Origin of the sequence: Desulfobulbus alkaliphilus (assembly GCF_016918545.1) — a bacterium.
Classification (GTDB): domain Bacteria; phylum Desulfobacterota; class Desulfobulbia; order Desulfobulbales; family Desulfobulbaceae; genus Desulfobulbus; species Desulfobulbus alkaliphilus.
Genome location: NZ_JAFFQC010000025.1, coordinates 27,647 through 49,783, shown reverse-complemented (window position 1 = coordinate 49,783; position 22,137 = coordinate 27,647). Strand labels below are relative to the sequence as shown.

Annotated in this window: 20 protein-coding genes; 10 read left to right on the top strand and 10 right to left on the bottom strand. The window is 54.0% G+C overall.

Annotation, left to right across the window (positions count from 1 at the left end; genetic code table 11):
• The first annotated feature begins 19 nt into the window (after nt 1-19).
• Genes JWG43_RS13035 through JWG43_RS13025 form a run of 3 tightly spaced genes read left to right on the top strand, consistent with a single transcriptional unit; the run spans nt 20 to nt 2,305 of the window.
• Nucleotides 20-286 (top strand): PqqD family protein, encoded by a 267-nt coding sequence (locus JWG43_RS13035; protein ID WP_205243380.1) that lies wholly within the window; start codon nt 20-22, stop codon nt 284-286.
• A gap of 25 nt (nt 287-311) precedes the next feature.
• Complete coding sequence (locus tag JWG43_RS13030) at nt 312-1,169, top strand: hypothetical protein (RefSeq protein ID WP_205243379.1); 858 nt, start codon at nt 312-314, stop codon at nt 1,167-1,169.
• Entirely contained in the window at nt 1,169-2,305 is a 1,137-nt protein-coding gene (locus tag JWG43_RS13025) for a nucleotidyltransferase family protein (RefSeq protein WP_205243378.1), read from the top strand. Before JWG43_RS13030 ends, JWG43_RS13025 begins: the two co-directional genes overlap by 1 nt.
• 371 nt (nt 2,306-2,676) lie before the next feature.
• Here the strand turns inward: JWG43_RS13025 and JWG43_RS13020 are convergent, their stop codons facing one another.
• From JWG43_RS13020 to JWG43_RS12990, 7 genes are all read right to left on the bottom strand, one after another.
• Nucleotides 2,677-3,258 (bottom strand): hypothetical protein, encoded by a 582-nt coding sequence (locus JWG43_RS13020; protein ID WP_205243377.1) that lies wholly within the window; start codon nt 3,256-3,258, stop codon nt 2,677-2,679.
• Nucleotides 3,259-3,782: 524 nt separating this feature from the next.
• On the bottom strand, nt 3,783-4,820 hold the full coding sequence (locus JWG43_RS13015) for a GtrA family protein (RefSeq protein WP_205243376.1): 1,038 nt from the start codon (nt 4,818-4,820) through the stop codon (nt 3,783-3,785).
• A gap of 117 nt (nt 4,821-4,937) precedes the next feature.
• A complete protein-coding gene (locus JWG43_RS13010; RefSeq protein WP_205243375.1) occupies nt 4,938-5,954 on the bottom strand; it encodes a hypothetical protein in 1,017 nt (338 codons plus the stop codon).
• Between the two features lie 327 nt (nt 5,955-6,281).
• On the bottom strand, nt 6,282-8,021 hold the full coding sequence (locus JWG43_RS13005; RefSeq protein ID WP_205243374.1) for a CotH kinase family protein: 1,740 nt from the start codon (nt 8,019-8,021) through the stop codon (nt 6,282-6,284).
• Between the two features lie 6 nt (nt 8,022-8,027).
• Complete coding sequence (locus JWG43_RS13000; RefSeq protein ID WP_205243373.1) at nt 8,028-8,900, bottom strand: hypothetical protein; 873 nt, start codon at nt 8,898-8,900, stop codon at nt 8,028-8,030.
• A 7-nt stretch (nt 8,901-8,907) separates the two neighbouring features.
• On the bottom strand, nt 8,908-9,522 hold the full coding sequence (locus JWG43_RS12995) for a DUF4956 domain-containing protein (RefSeq protein WP_205243372.1): 615 nt from the start codon (nt 9,520-9,522) through the stop codon (nt 8,908-8,910).
• A 102-nt stretch (nt 9,523-9,624) separates the two neighbouring features.
• Complete coding sequence (locus JWG43_RS12990; protein WP_205243371.1) at nt 9,625-10,311, bottom strand: VTC domain-containing protein; 687 nt, start codon at nt 10,309-10,311, stop codon at nt 9,625-9,627.
• Nucleotides 10,312-10,819: 508 nt separating this feature from the next.
• On the opposite strand from JWG43_RS12990, the gene JWG43_RS12985 reads away from it, so the two are divergent.
• From JWG43_RS12985 to JWG43_RS12960, 6 genes are all read left to right on the top strand, one after another.
• Nucleotides 10,820-11,779: a glycosyltransferase gene (locus JWG43_RS12985; RefSeq protein ID WP_205243370.1), complete on the top strand. Its 960-nt coding sequence runs from the start codon at nt 10,820-10,822 to the stop codon at nt 11,777-11,779.
• Nucleotides 11,780-11,788: 9 nt separating this feature from the next.
• Nucleotides 11,789-12,835 carry a glycosyltransferase family 2 protein gene (locus tag JWG43_RS12980; protein ID WP_205243369.1) on the top strand — a complete coding sequence of 349 codons (1,047 nt, stop codon included), beginning with the start codon at nt 11,789-11,791 and terminating at the stop codon, nt 12,833-12,835.
• Nucleotides 12,836-12,847: 12 nt separating this feature from the next.
• A complete protein-coding gene (locus JWG43_RS12975; RefSeq protein ID WP_205243368.1) occupies nt 12,848-13,669 on the top strand; it encodes a glycosyltransferase family 2 protein in 822 nt (273 codons plus the stop codon).
• Nucleotides 13,670-13,889: 220 nt separating this feature from the next.
• Nucleotides 13,890-14,843, top strand: a complete 954-nt coding sequence (locus JWG43_RS12970) for a glycosyltransferase family 2 protein (RefSeq protein ID WP_205243367.1) — start codon at nt 13,890-13,892, stop codon at nt 14,841-14,843.
• Between the two features lie 21 nt (nt 14,844-14,864).
• Complete coding sequence (locus JWG43_RS12965) at nt 14,865-16,295, top strand: sugar transferase (RefSeq protein ID WP_205243366.1); 1,431 nt, start codon at nt 14,865-14,867, stop codon at nt 16,293-16,295.
• Between the two features lie 225 nt (nt 16,296-16,520).
• Nucleotides 16,521-17,441: a manganese-dependent inorganic pyrophosphatase gene (locus JWG43_RS12960; RefSeq protein WP_205243365.1), complete on the top strand. Its 921-nt coding sequence runs from the start codon at nt 16,521-16,523 to the stop codon at nt 17,439-17,441.
• 80 nt (nt 17,442-17,521) lie between these two features.
• Here JWG43_RS12960 and JWG43_RS12955 read toward each other — a convergent pair whose 3' ends face one another.
• Together JWG43_RS12955 and JWG43_RS12950 are read right to left on the bottom strand one after the other, a co-directional pair.
• Nucleotides 17,522-18,289: a bifunctional UDP-sugar hydrolase/5'-nucleotidase gene (locus JWG43_RS12955; protein ID WP_205243364.1), complete on the bottom strand. Its 768-nt coding sequence runs from the start codon at nt 18,287-18,289 to the stop codon at nt 17,522-17,524.
• A 151-nt stretch (nt 18,290-18,440) separates the two neighbouring features.
• Entirely contained in the window at nt 18,441-19,862 is a 1,422-nt protein-coding gene (locus JWG43_RS12950; protein WP_205243363.1) for a replication-associated recombination protein A, read from the bottom strand.
• A 144-nt stretch (nt 19,863-20,006) separates the two neighbouring features.
• Here JWG43_RS12950 and JWG43_RS12945 point away from each other — a divergent pair, with 144 nt between their 5' ends.
• Nucleotides 20,007-21,560, top strand: coding sequence for a GAF domain-containing protein (locus tag JWG43_RS12945; protein WP_205243362.1), 1,554 nt, complete (start codon nt 20,007-20,009; stop codon nt 21,558-21,560).
• A 127-nt stretch (nt 21,561-21,687) separates the two neighbouring features.
• Here the strand turns inward: JWG43_RS12945 and JWG43_RS12940 are convergent, their stop codons facing one another.
• A complete protein-coding gene (locus JWG43_RS12940; RefSeq protein WP_205243361.1) occupies nt 21,688-22,125 on the bottom strand; it encodes a PilZ domain-containing protein in 438 nt (145 codons plus the stop codon).
• Nucleotides 22,126-22,137: the final 12 nt, after the last annotated feature.

Sequence of the window (22,137 nt, the reverse complement as noted above, 5' to 3'; positions counted from 1 at the left end):
TCACCGTTCAGGGGGACAGATGCAGCATACTATCAGACGGAAACCCGACTTCATTCTCGAAAGGATCGACGACGAGATTGTCGTGTATCATCCCACTCTCACCACCTCCATGTACTGTAACCCGACTGGGGCCCTGGTCTGGGAACTCTGTGACGGTTCACTGACCACTGGCGAGATTGTCGATCTGCTGGCGGAGATTTACCCTGAAGACAGTGAGCAGATCCGCGCCAGTGTCCCCGCAGTCATCGACCAGTTACTTGCCCGCGGCATGGTCGAGTTGACCTGAATCCGGACCGGACCAACGGGATGCTATGCGGGAACTGAGAGTCGCCTTTGCCGGATTGAGTGTGCTACTCCGCCACGACCACGACGATGTCGACCGCTTCCTTCATTTCCTGTTCGCAGATCTCATTGGCTGCGGCGAGGATGGTGAACGGATTGTTGAGATCCTTGTCCATGAGCGGCAAGGATGGTTCCTTCTCGTTTGCAAAGAGGTGATACAGTACACGGGACCGCTGGGTGTCGGTTTTGCGGCGGCCCTCTACGATCTGGTCATCTATCAGTTGCTCGACACCAATTGCAGCGGTGTCGCCCTTCATGCCGGCGCCCTCGTCCGCGACGGCAGGGTCATGTTGCTGCCCGGTGCCAGCGGTGCGGGTAAAAGCACGCTTACCTCCTGGATGGCAGTTCAGGAGGATATCACCTGCCTCACCGATGAACTTGTCCTGGTAACCGAGGACGGGCAAGACCTCCTGCTGACTCCTTTTCCCCGACCGTTGTGCCTTAAGCCGGGTTCAAGGGATATTGTCAAGACCTTTTTCCCCAAGGCTGCCCTGACCGATTCACTGGAGGATGATCAGGGGTTGCTGGTGCCCCTTCGCGGGATCAATGCCGTTGTTGCCCCCTCGCGCCTTGTTCCCGCCTGGCTTCTTTTTCCTGTTTTTCGCCCCGGAGCATCCCTTGCGCTGGAATCCCTCTCTCCGGCCCGGACATTACCGTTGCTTATCTCCTGCGATGTCAATGGACGCAATTTTGCCGATCATGGTTTCAATCTGTTGGCCCGTCTGGCCCGCTCCACCTCTGCACATCGTCTCGTCTTCAGCTCTTTTGACGGCCTTGAAAAAGCACTGAAGGAATTTTTTCCCCCAATTCATGAGCTTTCGGGGTGATGATCAGGACCATTCTCGGCCTGTGCGCGCGGGACCGGGGCAACGAATCGATGTATGTTCTGCTTGGCCAACACTTGCACGAGTTGTCCCGCCGGCAGACCTCCTGGGAGCCTCTTGTCCACTCGGCTGAACACCATGGCCTGGCACCCCTGCTGTACAAGCACCTCAAACAGCTTGCCATCGGCATTCCGCTCCACCCACGACGACAGTTGCAAAGCCTCACCCTGCGCAGCAGGCATGCCAATGCGATCAGAAACATCGCCACGGCGGAAATAGCCCGCGCCCTGGCTGAAGAAAGGATCAACCTTGTCCTCGCCAAAGGAATAGCTCTCTGTAATCTGGTCTACAGCGAGCCTGGTTTACGCCCCATGCGGGATATCGACCTTCTGGTGGCTGATGCCGACACCGCGCGCACGGCGGCTCTGCTGGCGGACCTCGGTTACAGATCGGAAGAGCGACACGACATTCCCGATGACTACTATCATCTTGTCCCCATGACCAGAAGCATCGACGGCATGACTATCACGGTCGAGGTCCATCGCAACCTGCTGCCCTATCATCGCCAGTATCCACCCTGGCCGTTGGCCCGGTCCCTGGATAATGGTTGGGATTTCAGCATCGACGATGTTCCTGTCCGGACTCTTGCCCTGGAGGATATGCTTTTCCACGTCGCTCTGCACGGCCTGCAGGCTCCTCTCACCTATGAGCCCTTTCGGTTTATCCATGTCGCCGATGTTGTCAGTCTGGTTGAAAATCACCTGGAGGAGATTGACTGGCAGGTTGTGCAGACGCTTTTTCCCGCGGGGATAAACCTGCTCACCTGTCTCCATTGGTTGACACCATGGTCCGAGAGCGTCTTCATGAAATTGGGACTGGAGCCCGGCCGCCGTCCGTGGGGGGTTGGTCAGCCGTATTCCGGCTGGCCATTACATCGGTTTCGGAATGTGCGTTTTCGTCAGGTACCAGAATTTGCCAGGAACACCTTGCTGCCTTCCCTGTGGTGGCTGCGGCTGTATTATGGCCGTGGTCCCGGCAGACCCTCGATGCGGGCACGTTGGATCGACCATCCCCGCCTGCTGCTTCAATGGCTCAAGGCGTATGCACTGCATTATATCCGCGGGAAACGATGGGCTTGAATCGGTGATGGCAGGAATTTTGTTCGGGATTTATTTTGCTGCAGTCAACCTGAATCCGTGACGGCTGGACTCTTGTTTTGGATATATTTTGCTGTAATCAGATAGTACTTGCAGCAGAGTCCTTGATAATAACCTTCACCGGCCGTCCTACGGAGCGTCCGTCCTCACGCCATCTTCATTGCCCGTAACCCTCCGATAAAATTATCCTTTCATCGAAGGGTCAAGGACAACGAAGCTGACGCTCGGACGAACACTTACGGATTCACGATGGAAAAAGGTATACACCGGCTGACAACGTTCACTGAGGAAATGAGCTTTCTTGAAAACGCGAAACTCAGGCAGTTCGTGTTACCATCCTGTTTGCTAAAGAATCAGATAACCTTGAGTTTGACCCAAACCGGTGTGGCATTGAGTCTCGCGGCGATATTGGGATGCCGCTTCCTCGGGTCACGTTCACCGGGTTTCTCAGGATTGTATTTTGGACCTCTCGAATTCATCCGCATCTTAGTACTGTTGGGCACGGAAAACTTCGTTCCATCGGAGAACACGAACTCCAGACGGCGCGGTTTGTCATCGATCCAGCGTGGCAGCGGGAACTTACGATGCCATGGTTTATAGTCGCCGCCGTGAATCCGGGTCCACCAGGTGCGGTCCCTGCTTTCGCTGGTTTCTCTGGGGTTGCCTTCCCAGTGGATTTTGATCCATTCTTCCTCTTCGGTCTCCACTGCGCTGGTCGTAGCGTGGGCAGGCAAGGCTCCGAACTCTACCAAAGGTGTAGTCCATCGCGTCGGCAGCAGACTCAAACCGGCTAGAGCGGTGGTGCCGACAGCGATTTTTTTGAGCACTTCCCGACGTCCTTTGTCATCGACCTGGGGGGAAATCTGTTGTTCACTGCTTTTCGCTGTGGTGATGGTATCGGTTTGCTGGGTCTTGTCTGTCGTCTGGTGCGGCATGACTTGTCTCATCTTGTTAGGGTTATTAGGCTCATTTAGAAAAACTAACAAAACATACCTATTTTACTGTAAAATGCAATGAATTAGGGCCAATAGGAGGCAAATTTTTCCTTTGACCTTTGCCTGCACCACGGATGGAAAAAAAACATTCCTGAATCCGTGACTGCTGAACTCTTGTTTTGGATGAATTTTTCAGTAATCATTTTGTAATTCAGTGTTATCGCTGTCGATGATTATTCGGGTGGAAAGAGGGGTGCTCTGGTGCGCAATATCACTGCGGCCAGCGATATCAAGGGGAAGGGTACTCCGAGGCAAGACCTGGGATTCCCATTGATTTCACAACGTACGCCAGAAAGATTCACAAAGGTTAATCACTGCAGTTAACAGGTCTGCTGTTCAATCCCCTGCGTCTGAACATAACCTGCTGTGACGATTAGATTCAGACCGTCGAGGGGCGCAGAAAACGCGGCAAACGGATGTATACTGTTCTCCCCATTTCAGCGGGTATGCTGAAATGGGGGTGTTCATGGATCCAGGTTCTCGTCAATGGGATGTGCAAGTTCCGCCGCCTCTGGCAAAATTCTGATGATTTGCTCCTCAATGCCCCAGCCAACGACTACTCTGCGAAGATGCTCGCTGGGTACAAAGATGCGGCTGGCGCCGTGGGCCACAAATATCGCCATCACAGCCCACAATCGCCTCTGCAACCGCTGATATATGCTCCGCAAGAGTCCACCCGGATCCGAGATCGCATCTTCCGACCGCCTTCTTTTGTCAAAGCCGTGTTCGTCCATGATACTCAGGAGATATTTTTTGCATCGTAGCCGGCAGGCCAGATAGGCAATCAGTCCCTGACTGACCGCCGCCCCACACACGCAGATCACCTCGGCCCAGCTGGCCTGCCGCCAGACTTCACGAAAAAAAAGGATGCTTCGTCGGACAGCGTCAAGTTCTCGGCGTATCCCGGACATCTTTTCTGCTCCTTTTTTCTTGTCAATCTCACTATACACCACTGACCTGATCTCAACATCCGTTGGGGAAAGGCCGATCTCTTCCCCCAGAAATTGAGCATACATTGCCAGGTTGGCCTTGTCCGGCCTGTTGCCGGCCAGGAGGATTTTCCTGTACCTGTTGTCCTCACGAATAGCTGCTTTTCTGGAGCGAAAAATCCATCGATAGATAAAAAAATTCATCACGGCCAAGCCGGCCGACATGATAATCTGGGCCAAAAGGTACCAGACCAGGAACACCTCGACCAGCAGGTACATGCCCACGGCATTCAAGATCAGGCCGAAGACGCCAACCAGGAAATAGATCAGCATTTGCCCTGCTATCCTCTCCCGGTCGGAATCGGCGAAGGTCCAGAATTTTTGCAGAGAAAAACTGACCAGATAGGCCATGATAAAAGCGAGACTCGCTGCCGGCACAATGGGGAGGTGGATCAGGCCGTGAAAGACAAACAAGGCACCCAGATTTGTCATCGCCGCCAGGGAACCGGAGATAAGAAATTTGAGATATTTCTTTCTTTGCAGAATCCCGATGCACAACTTTTTGTACTGCATGATCAGCTATGAATTCCAAGTGGTTGAACTCTCACGGCGCGGGCCACGGAAGGACCGGGCCGACAACCCTTTGTTTCCGGGTATGCTTGCTGGAGTTGGGTCTGGTTTGGTTTTTCCTCAGGGTTGTTCCGGAGCGGTCCAGGGAGTGGTATTGAACCGATAAGCCATGGCCTTGAAGGATTTGCCGGCTTCAGCGGAGAGAAAAACATCTCTGTCGGTGGTATAGGTGACCCCTTCAACTTGTGGTGCCTTGAGATCAAACAGTTCAATCCGGCGTTTGTTCCCATCCAGAAAATTGAACCCCTTGAAATCAAACAACAACCAGAGAAAAGGGATGTATTCTCCGCGGAAACGATTGTATCCGGTCAGAATGACCTCGTTATGCTCTTTAGTAAAATCAGCCCCGGTTACCAGCCCCCCACTGTTGAAATTGTCCAGTGTCTCGGCGACCCAGTTGCCTGGTTTTTTGGGAATGCGATACAGGTTGGTGCGGAGGTCTCCCCTGTTTTTGCTGAACAGATAGAGGAAATCTCCGGCAGCGATCATGGCCTCACAGTCAAAGTTGTGGGTGCGTGATGGTGCAAAGCTCACCTGGTCAGGATATCTGAATCGAATGATTTCAGCCTCAACTTCCGCATCTCCTGATTTCGGCAGGGCAGCAAGGGGAACCTTATACACCGCCAGGTTGGTCCTGGTGCCGGCGTTGTTGCCAAAATCACCGACATAAAGATAGGTATCGTCCCTGGTGATATCTTCCCAGTCATGGTTGTGCACATTATTCACACGAACCCGCTGGGTCACTGTTCCATTGCTCTGGTCGATCGCATACAGGACAGGTTCTCCGCCGCTGTCATTAAAAGTCCACAAACGGGAATCGTAAAAGAGCAGGCCCGAAGTCTCATGGACTTCATCGGGAATTTCAAAGGCAAAAGACGGGGTGTGGGTGGTTAACGGATAGACACAGCTGCCATCGTTTCGTTTGGCAGCAGGTTCATAATTTGCCGCCTGGGGATCAGTGCAGCCAGCGAGTGGGCCAGCAATTGACGAGACAGCAGTCAGGACCAGAGTCAACGCCAGCAGCGATGCAAGAAGAGCGGGGTAAAAATGCAACAAGGTGGGATACTGCACGGGCATACGTATTTCCTCCCGCCTGGATCAGCCATCCATTGCAGGGAAAAGCTGGATTCGTGAGCGTTCGTCCTTGCGCTGGCTTTATTGTCTGTGACCGTTTGATTAAAAAGACTTTATCGGACGGTTACGGGCAATGAAGATGGTGTGCGGACGGACGCCCCGAAGGGCGGTTGGTGAAAGTTTTTATCAAGGATTCCGCTGCAAGTATAATCGGATGACAGTAAGATATATCCAAAACAAGCGTCCAGCCGTCAAGTATTCAGGCGAAGGTAACCGATAACGGGGTTTTCGTGCCTGTCTGGTTTAATAAGGCTCTTGTCTTGGAAGTGATCACAGCCGCGCCTTGTCGTATGGGACGACTTCGATGTGCATATCCCGGTCCACCACCAGGTCAAGGGTGGGGGAGATCTGCTTTTCACCGTTGATAACCCAGTGGTGCGGCTTCGTCCCGCTGCCGGCAGGGACGATCCGAATTTTCTGCCCCTGAAAATAAAAGCCTTCGTAGTCGCCCCTGTAGGGATAGCCATCGACCATCAGGTCGTAGTCGCCCCTGTTGATCACTCTGCAGGTGAAAGGGCCCTGCAGATCTAAATGGTGGCGCAGATCTTCTCTGACTTTCCGGCTGCGGTTGTCCATGAATTCCCTCAACATGGCCACATATTCCTCATGGGGCTCTCCGAAGCCGCGCATCATCTGCTCATAATAACTGACACGTTCATGGAGAAAGGTGCTGGTGAGACGGTGGTTGAGGATCTCGGTGAAAAGGTTTAGAGCGTAGGTGCGGTAGGAAGGGCTTTCGTCGATCAGGCGGCTGAACAGCTTGGTGCGGTCACAGTGATGCCTCTCTCGATAAATCATACTGATGCTTTCCTGCTCCCAGCTGGGTCGATCGATCCTGTAGGTCACTGCTCGCCAATCCCAGAAACTGTGGTCCATATCCCAGTTGATATAGCGGACCCTGGCATCGGGGTCATTCTTGTCGACAAAGGCAACGCCCTGGCAGTAGTCGGTGGTGCCGTTGAACACCCAGGAAAAAACATGGCGGGTTATATTATCCATGTCGATGGACGAAGTGACCCGTTCAAAGCTGAAGGTCTCCCGGTCGTTGATATACGTCCACATTCTCCGGACAAATTCGACTTTATCGGCATGGGGAATCGTTCCCCGCCATTTGTAGAACATGTAATCGAGGTCGTCTCCGTCACCCATGCGTTGATCCCACTGCCGCCGACTGAGGTGCTCGGTGACATAGGCCATCCCCTGGGATTCGCCATTGAGATAGACTTCGACCAGACGTGTTATCGGAACGATACAACCCATCTGTTCGGAGATGTCATAGGCCAGCGGGTTGTTCATCGGTTGATCGGCAGGCCAGTCGGCAATCTGCACCACCAGGGTTTTAATCGGATAACCGGTCTGCAACATGACACCATCCGGTACATGCTCCATGCCGTATCTTTTTCTGAAATAGAGGCGATAGCTCTGGAAGGGCTGAGTGAATCGCCGTTTGCCACCGTGGATGCGCAATCCCGCTGATGAATAAAACTGCATCTCGCCGTTGACAATGAACGCGGCTTCCGCGGCCCGTTCCCACTCCCGGCCCTTGTACGCGCGATTGGCAATGATGCCACGTTCCGGGTCATACAGGGATTCAGGCGGCAGCTGAATGGCGAGAATGGGCCAGTCGCCTTTGTGGACAACTCCATCGGGAAAGAAATGCGACACCGTGATCGGTGTTCTGATAGATTGCACCTGGTACAGATATTGATCAACCTTCCTTCTTTTCTGAAAAGAGGGTACTTCGAGATCCGGTTGCACGGCGACCCAGGCCTCATTTTCCTCGGTGGGGATAAAACGGGTGCCGTCATTGTCGACCAACCGCACCAGCCCCAGCTCTTTGAGCAATTTACCCCTGTCACCGTAATTGAGCATCCCTGAATGGACCTGGTGGGTCTGCAGGGACTGTTGCAGCTCCGCAAAGAAAGGTGAGCGCTCGAAAAACAGACAGGTCAGCGCAAAGAGCAGAAACAGCAGGGGCAGCCACAGCCGGGTGAGCATTCTCGAGCGCATGACCATTCACACCTCTCCAGAGCGATGATACTGGATACGAACCGAGGAGACGGCAGCGCAACTCTCCCGCAGGAGAGTCGCCAGCTGATCGACGCGTTCACCAGTCCCACCAGTAAAGGCAAAGCGGTACCGGCGTGCCCCGCCGCTGTCGATGACACTGACCAATTGGACATTGCCAAGTCGCTTGTTGAGCACGGCGAGCATACCGGTGCTGCTCTCAGCTTGGTCCTCTGTCGATGTTTCAACGATGATGTTTCCCCGCAGGCGACTTCCTTTGAGCAATCGCTGGCAGAGAACAGCAAAGAGTATCAAGCCGGTACCAACAGCTGCCAACAGCCATTTTCCAGCTGGGGCCAGATCAAGGGAACGCTTGTTGATTGGGAACACGAGCCAGGGATCGTCATTGATGGCCTGGAAAACCAAACCCTGTTCCGGCTGGTAAGCGAGGTCTTCGATGCCTGAAACCACTGGGGTGCCGGTGGGGTATGAGGATAGATCCATTTCTTGCTGCTTGAAATAGGGGTTGGCGAGACTGACTCTGCTGATGCTGAAATCCCCGGGCCCGTCCCCCGGATCAAGGCGTATCGCGGCAAGTCCCCCTCCCGGTAGAGTGAAAGTGACGCTGGTGGCCCCCAGTTCAAAGGGAACACGAAGAGACCGCTCTGGTGAGAATTGGTTTGATCCTGAGCGCCAGAATAACTCGAATTTTCCCGGGACAGAGGCCTGCAGGTCGATTGAGACAGTATTGGTGGCGGACATGACGACCAGGGCAAAATTCACAGAGAAAAACAGCAGGGAAAACAAAAGGCAACCGGCAAGCTCAAGAGGAATGGAGCTTTTTTTCGATGACGGGTAGGACCGGAATCGAAACCGTGTCATAAGTCGCTTAAATAGCCACATTATTGTTGTAGACGTTGGATACGATCGAGGTGTTGACGGTACGTAATTCCTCCTGCAGGCGAAGAATCGAATCCTCGCCGGTACGGGCGTAATTATAGGAAAGCACGGTCAGGTCATTGTTCTCCACCAGACTGTCGAGCCGTTTACCCTGCAGATACTCCTCGCAGACTTTGTTGATCTCCGCTCCAAGCCGATGGTACACCTCGGTGGGCAGGGTGATGACGAGCATTCCGTCATTCTGATGGAGGTTGAGAAACCGGCGGCCATAGTGCAGGCCGTAGAGGGCGATGACTGAAACACTGAGCAGAATGAACAGAAAGACCAGGTTGAATGTGGCGCAACAGAGCGCGGAGGCAACCACCAGCATGATGAAGCCAATTTCCTCCGGTTCTTTGATCGGCGTTCTGAAGCGGACAATGGAGAGAGCACCGAGAAGCCCCAGGGAAAGAGGCAGGGAAAATTGGATGGAAATAAAAATGGCGGTAATGGATGTGCTCAGCAGGGGAAAGGCACGGTAGACCAGGCTGCCGGTCGATCGGGGCTTATAGAAACGGACATAGAGCAGGGCAATGAGGAAAGAGGAAAAGAGCGATAAAGTCATAACTCCCAAAAACGGGAGAAATCCGATTTGACCCATGGTTTGACTGCCGAAACCGGAAAGTATGGCGAGCCATTCTGAAGAACTGTAGATATCCATTTGTTTTTAATGTTGAAAATTAGTAATATGTTGAAAACTGGCGAGGTATTTGGAAAAGGCCGCCCGGCGGCCTTGAAAAGCGTTTATTTGTGACAACCAATCCGGAAAATCATCATAGCCCTGTTGCTTGTATTCGACCACGCCCACAGGCATGCAGACCGGTCTGGTTGTACTGATCATCAGGGGGTTGGTCCGCGGCACATGGATATCCTGATCGACGCAGAGACGGGCACCGGTGAGGGGGTCGATGAATCGTCTTCGGGTGTAACTGACCTGGAAGGCTGGAAACAAGTTCTCCCGGAGAACGACGCCAAGGCTGCGCAGGAGTGGCGGCAGTTGCATAAAGTCCGGCAGGTACATCGGGGCGGTGGCCAGCCAGTCACTTTCCCGACCGCTGGGCATACGAACTTTTTTTCGGGCACTGCCGATTTTGTATTTGGCTTCGATGAAATTACTGGGGAACAGTTGTGAAGAATGGGCGTCAGCATACCAGCGAACCCGGATTTTCAATTTCAGATATTCGCTGTTCAATTTTTCCCTGAGAATAATCCAGTCCCGGCTGTCATAATAGATACTTGAGATGCGGCTGGCCGGAAAGGTTGGATCCGGCACACAGCGTTTTTCCATCCAGTTGACCACCTTGGCGGCGAGATGATTACCGTAGGTGAATTTGAACTCATGATTGGCGTACATGCTGGGGATGCTGCTCATAAGGGTGGTACTGTTTTCGGCCAGAAGTGACAATAGGAAAATCTACGGAACACACAGAGTGTGTTGGGCGAAAGTCTTGCAAAGTGTGGCGTCTTGTATAAACCACCGCATCGTCTTTTTCAAGCCCGTATCGCCGAGCTTCCCGAAAAAATCTGGTAAATGATCTCAAAAGTCGATGGAATAGCAGCCTCGGGAGGACATTGAGCAGTCATTGAATACAATGGCAGCAAAGGTGACAACCAACCTCTTGGGCCTGGCGAAGGGTTTCCAAAATTCACTGCAACGACAACAACCTGATCCAACTTGATCTTGCATCGAGTCGGGAAACTGTGGTAAGGCTATCCGGTTTGAATGGGGGGATTGATGCGTCCACGATCCTTTTTCTCCTGTTCCTGAATCCGTGACAGCTGGACGCTTGTTTCGGATATATCTTTCTGAAATAATAATATAATTCTAGTTTCTGGCAGATGCTAACCAACGGAGAGTCCGAGTGGATATATCAGTGGTAGTTCCTCTCTACAATGAGGAGGAAAATGCCCTTATATTATATGAAGAATTAAAGACGGTGCTGGAAGGACTGTCTCTGCAGTGGGAAATTATCTTTATCGACGATGGATCCATTGACAGTACCCTGGACATTCTTGGCGGCATTCAGGAAAAGGATGCTTGTGTTCGTGTCATTGGCTTGCGACGGAACTTTGGTCAGACAGCTGCCATGACCGCTGGATTCGATTACGCACGTGGAGATATCATTATTACCATGGACGGTGATCTGCAGAATGATCCCCATGATATCCCCAGGATGATCGAGAAACTCAACGAAGGCTTCGATGTCGTCACTGGTTGGCGATTTCTTCGTCAAGATCCTTTTTTTTCGCGACGACTTCCTTCAAAGATAGCCAATCGGGTGATTTCCTGGGTGACGGGTGTGAACCTGCACGACTACGGATGTACATTGAAGGCCTTTCGTCATGATGTGATCAAAAACATTAATCTGTATGGAGAGATGCACCGCTTCATCCCCGCCATTGCCAGCGGGATGGGCGTTTCTTTCACTGAGTTGAAGGTCAACCATCGACCCCGCCGTTTCGGTGCGTCCAAGTATGGCATCTCCCGCACGGTTCGCGTTATCCTTGATCTGATTACCGTTAAATTTCTTCTCAGTTACGCGACCCGACCTCTGCATGTCTTCGGAGTCGTGGGTGCTGTTTCTTCGTCGATCGGGGTGCTGACGGTTTTCATCATGACAATTCAGCGGCAGTTTTTTGGGATTGCCATGGGCAACAGGCCACTGCTGCTTCTTGCTATCCTGCTGATTTTCATGGGGATTCAGTTTATAACCATCGGCTTGTTGGCGGAATTGGTGGTGCGGACCTATCATGAATCGCAAAATAAACCGATTTATTATGTGCGCAAGGTTCTGGAAAATACTGGCAGGAAAAGCCGGTAGACAGCGACCATGGATGGCGGCAAGACCGGGGTCGACATAATCATCCCCAATTTAAACGGCCGGCACTTGCTGGCAGGCTGCCTGCACTCGATTCGTCTGCAAACGTATGGTCACTGGCATGTCACCGTGGTTGATAACGGTTCCAGTGACGGATCCGTGCCCTTTTTGCAGCAAGAATTTCCTGAAGTCGGCATTATTGCCCTGCCAGAGAACACCGGCTTCAGTGCTGCCGTCAACACCGGCATCCGGGCAGGAAGGCGGGCCCTTGTTTTTCTCCTCAACAATGACACTGAGTTGGCCGAGGATTGTTTGCAGCGCCTGGTGGACGCAGGGGAATTGTTGCCTCAGTTTGCCTATTTTGCCCCGAAAATGCTGAATTACCATCAGCGCGAGTTGCTTGATGGTGCCGGAGAAGGGTACCTGCGCGGTGGGGCAGGTTACCGCTTGGGGACCATGGAGCGGGACGGCGCACCCTATGACTGCCCGCGGCAGGTATTTGGCGCCTGTGGTGGCGCTGCATTGTATCGCCGGCAGTTGTTTGCTGATGTCGGTTTGTTCGACGAGGATTTCTTTGCCTATCTTGAAGATGTGGATTTCAATCTGCGGGCTAGCCGGGCTGGTAAAAATTGTTATTACGTGCCGACTGCCAGAGTGTATCATATCGGCAGCGCGACCAGCGGTTCAAAATTCAATAACCTGACCATCAGGCTTTCCACACGCAATTCTTTTTATCTTCTGGCAAAAAATTATCCTTTTTTTCTTTTGATCCGCTATGGACATGTCATAGTTGTTTATCAATTTTTCTGGCTGCTTTTTGTCATAAAAAAGAAGCAGTTGCCTCCGTACATAGCTGGCCTGACCGACGCGGTCAGGAATGTACGCCGCATGCGAGGCAAACTCCACCGGCAAAGTCCAATGTCCCGAGCCGAAATCAGCAACTGGTGCCGGATTCTCGGGCGGGCCGAAGGAGAGGTGCTCGATTCGATCATGCGTCGACGTATGGCGCAGAACAAGGGAAACAGCCTGCTGCGGCTGTACCGTCGACTGTTCACTTGATGGGGTCAGTCCTTGGAGATCGCCGTCATCATTGTGACCCATAATTCGCAAGCGGTTCTAGGTCGGTGCCTGGCTGATCTCCAGCGACAAAGTCGATCCTGCCGGACCATTATCGTCGTTGACGCCGGCTCAAGCTCGACAGCGTACCTCGATGCCTTGCGTGGTCAACCAGAGATTCAGGTGTTGACAAGCGGCCCCGTGGGCTTTTCGCGGGCGAACAATATTGGGTACAGTCACTGTCCTGCCGGGGTTGATTATGTGGTGTTTCTGAACCCGGACGCCTTTCTTGATGAGCATGCATTGGCAACGGCAACCGCCTGCATGGAAAAGGAGCCAGAAGTCGGCTGCCTCACAGGACGATTGCTGGGCTATGACATGGAAGCAGACCAGCCCAGCGGACTGATTGATTCAACCGGTATCTTTCGGGCATGGTACGGTCGTTGGTATGATCGGGGCCAGGGGTTATCCTGTCGTGGACAGTATGCCACCGAGGAAGATGTGCCCGCTGCATGCGGGGCGTTCATGTTCTGCCGGAAAGCGGCTCTGGATTCCGTGGCTCTGCCTGGAGACCATGTTTTTGATCCCGATTTTTTCCTGTATAAGGAAGACATTGAACTGAGTCTCCGTTTTCGGGCTTTCGGGTATCGCATACGATATCATCCCCATTGTATTGTCTATCACTGCCGCGGATGGCAGCGAAATCGCCGCCGCATGGCGTATGCTTTACGGGTAATGGCGGCAGCCAACGAAGTGCGTCTTTATTGTAAACATCCCTCGGTGTATATGATGTGGGCTGTGAGTAAATACCTGTCAGTGCGATTGCTGCGCCTATGACCTGAATCCGTGACGGCTTGAGTCTTTTTTGGATTACATTTAACTGTAAATAGGTTATAAATGCGGCGATTTTCTTTGCAATATGTCGTCACCCGCCGCCCTTCGGGGCGTTTGTCCGCACGCCATCTTCATTGCCCGTAACCGTCCGATAAAGTTTACTTTAATCGAACGGCCACGAACAAAAAAGCTGACGCACGGACAAACGCTCACGGATCCAGGTATGAATCAGGAATTGCCCACCGATAACCGGCAGGCTTGCGCTTTGGATGTATCGGTTGTTATTCCGACCTGGAATGGGGCCTGCTGGCTGGATCAGGTGCTGACCTCGCTCAAGGAGCAGTCGCTGCTTCCCAGGGAAATTGTCATTGTCGATTCAGGATCCACGGATTCGACCCTGGCAATCGCACAACGTCATGGGGTGCGATTGCTGCACATTGCCAAGGAGCAGTTCGACCATGGCGGAACCCGTACTCTGGCGGCGCAACAGGCCCAAGGGGATATCATTGTTTTTCTGACCCAGGACGCGATCCCCGCTGACCGGCAGGCACTGGCCCGGCTGGTGGCGCCCTTTGGCGATGATCCCCAACTTGCCGCCTCGTATGGCCGGCAACTGCCTAACGCGGACGCCAACCCCTTCAGCGCCCACCTCCGCTTGTTCAACTATCCGGAGCAGGATTCTGTCCGCTCCCTTGCCGATCGACACCATCTGGGCTTCAAAACCATTTTTATTTCCAACTCCTTTGCCGCCTACCGGCGCCAGGCACTGGAACAGGTCGGTTTTTTTCCGGAAAAACTGCTTTTTGGCGAAGATACCCTGACGGTGGCCAATATGCTCAACCTCGGCTACCGGGTGCGCTATGTCAGCCAGGCCAAGGTCTTTCATTCCCACAACTACACCATGTGGCAGGATTGCCGGCGCTATTTCGACATTGGTGTCTTCCACGCTCGGGAATGGGCCGTCCTGGGCCGCTTCGGCGGTCCCGGCGGAGCGGGCCAGCGATTTGTTCGTTCGGAGATTTCCTTTCTTTTCAGATCAAAACATTTTATATTAATCCCCTTGAGCCTTGTGCGCAGCACTTTGAAATTAGCAGCCTACAGCCTGGGGAAGCAGCATGTCCTGTTACCGAGAAGTCTTGCCAGGTCTTTGAGTATGCAACCTTTATGGTGGGATTGATTTCCGCCCTTTTCTGGTATCATGGCACCACGTCTTTCCTGGAATCTGCGGGAGCGCAGTTCCTTTATTTATCGCCTCCTCCATATCGTTGATTGCTGCCTGGCCTGTTTTTTCCTCTGGGCCCTGGTCCACCTCTATGAGGTGCCCTGGTCCCATTGGTATACCCGGCTGCTGTGGATAGTGTTCATTGCCTGCTTTATCAGTTTCCATTTCTTTCAGCTCTACCGCTCCTGGCGGGGGTGGAAATATTACAAGGAATTTCTCGTTATTCTCAAGGCCTGGGCCGTGGTGATCGGAATTGTGCTCAGCTATTTTTTCCTGTTCAAAATTTCCGAGGCCTATTCACGCGTTGTTTTCCTGATCTGGTCCTTCACCACCCCACTGCTCATCTTTGCCGCCCATCTCCTGGTGCGCAAACTGCTCCATTTCTATCGGGCCCGAGGCAAAAATATCCGCCATGCCGTCATTGCCGGTGCCGGTGACCTGGGGGTGCACATGGCCAGACGCATTGAGGACATACCTTGGGCCGGGATCGAGGTGGTGGGTTTTTTTGATGATAAGATCGAGACACCGGCAGCCCTGCTGGACCTGAATAAACCGCTGCTGGGCAGAATCGATGACGTGCGCGACTATCTCAAGGCCAACGATATCGATTATGTCTATATTGCCCTGCCGATGCGGGCTGAACGGAAGATTTTCCGCATTCTTCAGGAGTGCCGCGATCTGGGTGCCCAGCTTTTTCTGGTGCCCGATATTTATATTTTTGGCCTCCACCACGCCGAAATCCAGTCGCTGGGCAATATGCTGGTGTTGAGTTTTAACCCTGATAGCGAATGGAAACGCAGTTTCGACGTGGTCTTTTCTCTGGTGGTTCTGATCCTGTTTGCCCCGGTGTTGCTGCTCATCGCTCTGTTGATCAAGCTGGACAGCCCCGGGCCGGTGCTGTTCAAGCATCGGCGGATCATGGCCACCGGCCGGGAGTTCTCCTGTCTCAAGTTCCGGACCATGGTTCGGGATGCTGATCAAAAACTGGAGGAATTGCTCACCAGTGATCCGGCCCTGCGGCAGGAATGGGAGCAGTACTATAAATTAAAAGATGATCCCCGGGTGACCAGGATCGGGCGCCTGTTGCGGCGGACCAGTCTCGATGAGATGCCTCAGTTTCTCAACGTGCTCTGGGGCGAGATGAGCGTGGTCGGTGCCCGGCCCATTGTCGGCCGTGAGCTTGCAACCTATTATAAAGGGAACGGCGAGCAGAGCGCCGGTCGTTATTGCTCGATGAAACCAGGGATCACCGGGCCCTGGCAGGTAATGAAACGCTCGGACACGGACAACTATCATGAACGTGTCGAGCTCGATGACTGGTATGTGCTTAATTATTCTCTGAAAACCGACCTGATGATCATTGCCAAGACCATTGTCTGTATGTTTACCGGCAAGGGAGCGTATTGAATGGGGGGCCCTGGTCGTTTTTCCGGCCGCCCCAGTGGAGTGGACTTACCGTTTTTTGTAAGCAATTTCCATCGCGAGGAATACTTTTTTCTGCTTGACGCTTATAAGTGAACATTATAATGTCGATCAATTTTATTGTTTCCAGCTGGCTGCCCGGTTTGGAATGAAGACAAAGCGCACATCTGATTGATGCGTCATCTATCAAGATCTTGGAGGTACTTTACTATGTCTGTTTATGTTGTTGGTCACAAAAGCCCGGATACCGATTCTGTTACTGCTGCCATTGCCTATGCTGCACTGATGAAGGCCAAAGGTGAAGAGTACATCCCGGTTATGCAGGGATCCATGAATCCCGAAACCGAAGTAGTCCTCAAGCAGTTTGGCGTTGCAGTTCCAGAGATCATGACCGATGCCACCGGTAAGAAGGTGGCCCTGGTGGATCACAGCGACCTGGCCCAGGCCCCGGATAACCTCTCCGCCGGTGAAGTTGTTGCCGTGGTCGATCATCACAAGATTGGTGACGTGACCACCAATCAGCCGATCTTTTTCTGTAACATGCCGGTTGGCTGTACCTGCACCGTACTCAAGGTCCTCTACGACCTGGAGGGTGTGGCCATTGATCCCAAGGTCGCCGGTATCATGACCGCTGCCATCCTCAGCGACACCGTCAACTTCAAGTCACCCACCTGCACCGAGGCCGACAAGAAAGCGGTTCAGGAACTGGCGGCCATTGCCGGTGTCAACGATACCGACGGCCTGTTCATGGAGATGCTCAAGGCCAAGAGTGCGGTAGCCGGCGTTCCCGCCATGGATCTGCTCCATCGTGATTACAAGGATTTTGACATGAAAGGCAAGAAGGTCGGCGTTGGTCAGCTGGAACTCGCCACCCTCGATCAGGTTGCTGACATGCGTGATGCTCTCTATGCCGCTATGAAAGAACAGAAAGGCAGTGAGCGGCATTCCGTGCTGCTGATGCTCACCGATGTTGTCAAGGAAGGAACCGACCTCATGGTTATCTCCGATGATCCGACCCTGATCGAAGGCGCCTTCAACGCCAAATTGTCCGACAACTCCATGTGGATTGACGGCATGATGAGCCGCAAGAAACAGACCGTTCCCAATCTGCAGAAGGCTTTTGGCTGCTAAATCTCAGCTTGTTCGCTGTACCACGAAAGGCTGCCCCTTGGGCAGCCTTTTGCATTTATGATCACCAGATTGCCCATCTTTCAGCGGCAGTCCTCTGTCTGCGCCTGGGCGATCCGTTCCTGGGTCTTTCGCACCAGGGCCTCCACCTCTGGGTCAGGGCGCAGGGAGGTGCGCAGGGCGATGAATTGGTTGTTATAGGTCGAAACCGATTCGGAGTTCAGCCTCTGTACGCCGGTGAGTTCCCTGGTCCAGGGACCGGAGCCGTTCCAGTGCAGATCGAGGACGCCAAGATACTGGCCCCGCGGCCCTGTCTGCGCGATGAGCGCGTTGTTGACGACCATGGGGGGCAGATTGCCCATGACCTGGCCTGACTGCAGAATGAGGTTGATGGCTCCATGGGTTCTGGCCATTTTTCTGTTCTCCTCAAGCGGATAATTTGACAACAGGATGATGAAATCGGCCCGGGGACCGATCTCCGCCAAGGCAGCGGGGAGGACATCCTGCCAGGGCAGAGCAAGCACATTTTCGGTATGTTTCACCAGAGGAACATGGTTGGTCAGGGCCAGTATCGCCACCTTCAGCGGGCCTGCCTGGCGAAAGAGAACCGGAGGGAACAATGGCCTCCTGCTCATGGGATCGACAAGATTGAGGGAAAGCCAGGTCAGCTGAGCGGGTGTCTGCTGGTGGAGAAAAGTAATTCCGGCCGCCAGGTCCCTCGTGCCCACGCTGGCTATACCGCCTCCCATGGATGCTGTTGCCCGGATGATGGCCTCGGCGGCCATCTTTTCCCGAGCTGAGGTGTCCTCTGCCAGTGTCTCTCTCGAAAAGAGCAGATTACCGCTTTCCACATACAGTCCGAACTGCCCGCCATCCTGGAGCAGATCGCCGATCAGCCCTGCTTTTCTGGACAGACCGCCCAGTCGATTACTGCCTCATCCACCGCTGGCGGTGAGTTCGCCCCGGTTGTCGTTGCCATAAAGAATGCGTAAGGACGCGGCTTCACTTGTTGTCCCCAGGCTGACGGCCAGCAGGGTCAGGAGGAGGATCATCAGGGTCGGTTTGTTTTGTACTGCGAGTAATCCGTTCATGCTCTTGGGCCCGAAGTTTGAGTATCTGTTTCCATTTGGTAAGGCGATCCTTGATGACCGCCTCATAGCCGCGGCTGGTGGGCAGGTAGTAGTTGCTGGTCGCCAGTTCCGGGGGGAGATGATCCTGAGCGACCAGCCCGTCCCGGTGGTCGTGGGCATAGCGATAGCCCTTGCCGTACCCCAGGTCCTGCATCAAGGCTGTCGGGGCGTTCCGCAGGTGAAGGGGCACGGGGAGGGAACCGGTACGATCTATATCCGCCCGGACCTTACCGGCGGCGACATAGAGTGCGTTGCTTTTCGGTGCTGTGGCCAGGTACACAGCAGCCTGGAACAGGGCCAGTTCCCCTTCGGGTGAACCCAGCATATGGTAGGCCTCCCGACAATTCAGGGCCACCTGCAGGGCCTGGGGATCGGCATTGCCGATATCTTCCGAGGCAAAGCGAATCAACCGTCTGGCAATATACAGGGGATCTTCGCCGCCGGCCAGCATTCTTGCCAACCAATAGAGGGCCCCGTCCGGGTCACTGTCACGCAGGCTCTTGTGCAGGGCCGAGATCAGGTTGTAGTGCTCTTCGCCGCGGGCATCGTATCGGAGAACCTTCTGCTGCAAGGCTTCCCGTACCTGAGCCTCGGTAATGTCCTGCTCTTGCCCATCGCCTTGACGGTCGGGGTGGCTCGCGGTCAGAGCTGCCACGGCTTCCAGGTGATTGAGAGCACGGCGGCAGTCGCCGTCCGCAGAATCGGCCAGCAGGCTCAGGGCCTGTTCGTCAATGGTCAACCGCCGGTTGCCCAGACCGGCCACCGGGTCGGTGAGTGCCCGGCGCAGGACTTTTTTGATATCGCCCTGGCTCAGAGGGACAAAGAGAAGGACCTGACAGCGGGACAGCAGCGGCGCGATAATCTGGAAGGAAGGGTTTTCCGTGGTGGCCCCGATCAGGGTCAGCAGACCGCTTTCCACATGGGGAAGAAAGGCGTCCTGCTGAGCTTTGTTGAAACGATGGATCTCGTCGACGAAAAGCAGCGTCGGGGTAGCGTGCTCATCGCGTAGCACTCTGGCCTGATCAACAATCTGTCTGATCTCCTTGACGCCGGAGAGAACCGCGGAGAAGAAGACAAAGTTGGCGGTCATGGCCTGGGCGAGCAGTGTTGCCAGGGTTGTTTTGCCCGATCCCGGAGGCCCCCAGAACAATAAGGACGACAGAGTCCCCGTATCGATGAGATGGCTGAGCAGCCTGCCGCTGCCGAGCAGGTGTTCCTGGCCGAAAAAATCCTCAAGCCGGGCAGGTCGCATCCGTTCGGCCAGGGGGATATATATATGTTTTTGCTTGGTCATCAACCAAATATACCCTATGGAAAGAGAAATGAACAGCAGCGGAACCGTTGCTGCCGGGGACGGCAGGCCTATACCTTGCCTTGCTTGCAAGTGAGTGGTACCATGGTACACAAATGAGGTTTTTACTCTGTCGGGAATCCCCCTATGAAATCTTCCGTGATCCTGCTCACCATTGATGATGCCCTGGCCGAAAGGATTGTTGCCATCCTGGAACGGTTAGCGGTGATTCATTGCCGAACTGAGCAGGACGCATTGACGATCTGCGGTCGGCAGCCTGTGTGTCTTGCCCTGGTTGTCGACGAACCACCGATGCATGACGGTTGCCGCCTGTTTGCCCGACTTGCCGTCCTGCAGCCCGGCCTGCTCGGTGTCCTCCTCACTGCATCCGTGGAGAAGAACCTACTTTGCAGCGCCATGGAGGTTGGTTTTTCAGGGCTGGTGGAACTGCCGGTGCATGCCGTCCACCTGAACCGAGTGGTGGAGCAGGCTCTGGAGCGGTTTGGGCTGCAACGGGAAAATACCCGACTGCGAACGCTGATCCCCCTATACCAGCTGGGCGAGCAGTTTGCCTCAGCCGCCACGGAACAGGAAATACTGGACGGGCTCCTTGATGCCATAGGCCGGCAGACCGAGGCAAACCATATTTCCGTGATGCTCTATGACAGCAATGAAGACCGGCTGCATATTGCCGCGGCACGTGGTATGGATCCCGCTCTGGTCCGCTCTGTCCGCCTCCAGCCCGGTGATCAGATAGCCGGCCGGGTTTTCCAGCAGGGCAAACCGGTCATCCTCAACAGGGAGGACCAGGAGAATTCCATTTTTGCCCCCCTGTTGCAGCAGCCGGATATCGTCTCGGCCATTTCTTTCCCCCTGCGTGTACGTCAGCAGATCATCGGCGTTGTCAATATCAGCCAGAAGGCGAGCGATGCGCGTTTTTCCGAGGCCGACAACGAGATGCTGGCCATTATCTGCAGCCAGGCCGCCATCGCGATGGAGAAGGTTCGCGCTTTGCGGGAGCTGGAAACCACTACCCGGATGCGCACCCTGTTCGAACAGTATGTAGCGCCTGAAGTCGCTGAATTGCTCATCGCCCGCGGCGATGATCCCATGGACCTTGGTGAGATCAAGGAGGTCACCATCCTGTTTGCCGACATCAGGAATTTCACCCGCCTGGTCCAGCATATCGATCTGCCGATGCTTCGCCTGTTTCTCAATGAATTTTTTCAGTTTTTCACCGAGGAGGTTTTTTTCCACCAGGGGACGGTGGATAAATTCATGGGAGACGCGGTGCTGGCGGTTTTCGGTGCGCCGGTCAAGGTGGGGCAGCCCACTCTGGCGGCAGCCAGGACAGCCTGGGGTATCAGGAGACGATTCAGAATGCTCCGTGACCAGTGGATTGAACGCTGCGAGGGATTTCAAGGACTTGATCTGGGGATTGGCTTGACCTGCGGGCCCGTCTTTCTGGGTAATGTCGGTTCCGCACAAAGGCTGGACTACACTGTAATTGGCAATGATGTCAATATTGCTCAGCGTTTAGCCGCGGAATCCTCCGCCTGCAGCATTTTTACCACCGAGACAGTGCAGCATGATATCGCCCCCTGGTTTGCCTGTGAAGATCTGGGCGAGCTGTTGCTGCGGGGCATGGAAAAACGGGTTCATGTTTTCAGTATCACGGAAGAGTCTGGAACAATCTCCTGAATCCGTGACGGCTGGACGCTTTTTTTGGGTATATCTTGCTGTAATCTTATTCTAATTTCAGCAGAAACCTTAAAGAGAAACTTCACCAGCCGCCCTTCGGGGCGTCCGTGCGTCAGTTTCAGGGTGTTCAGCCGATCCTGCTGTGGTCCAGCCACCATTGACCCCGCTCTTCCTGGTGCTTGTGCAAAGTCAGCTGCAGTTGTCGCATCCGATCCCCATCAGGATTTCCGGTGAATTCAACTCCCATTTTAAAGGCTTTGATCTGTTGCCGCTGGAATAGATCAATCCAGATCGGGATGGCTGTGAACATGCACTGGTCGAGTTCAGGAAGGTAATCAGTGGTCAGTTGCAGCAGAAGGCTGTTGTTTTCCCTGGTGGAATGAAAGATATGGAAGCTATTGCGCAACACCTGCGTCATCAGCAGACAGGCGCCATGCAGGGAAATATCGATAATCCGTCCGGCAAAAGGGCCGGCGATGCACCTGCCGCTCCTGCTGTCCGCCGCATGAACCTCAATGGGCAGGTAGTCGATGATTCGCCGGGATCGGCGCTGATCTTCGTGCATGGTTGTTTGTGA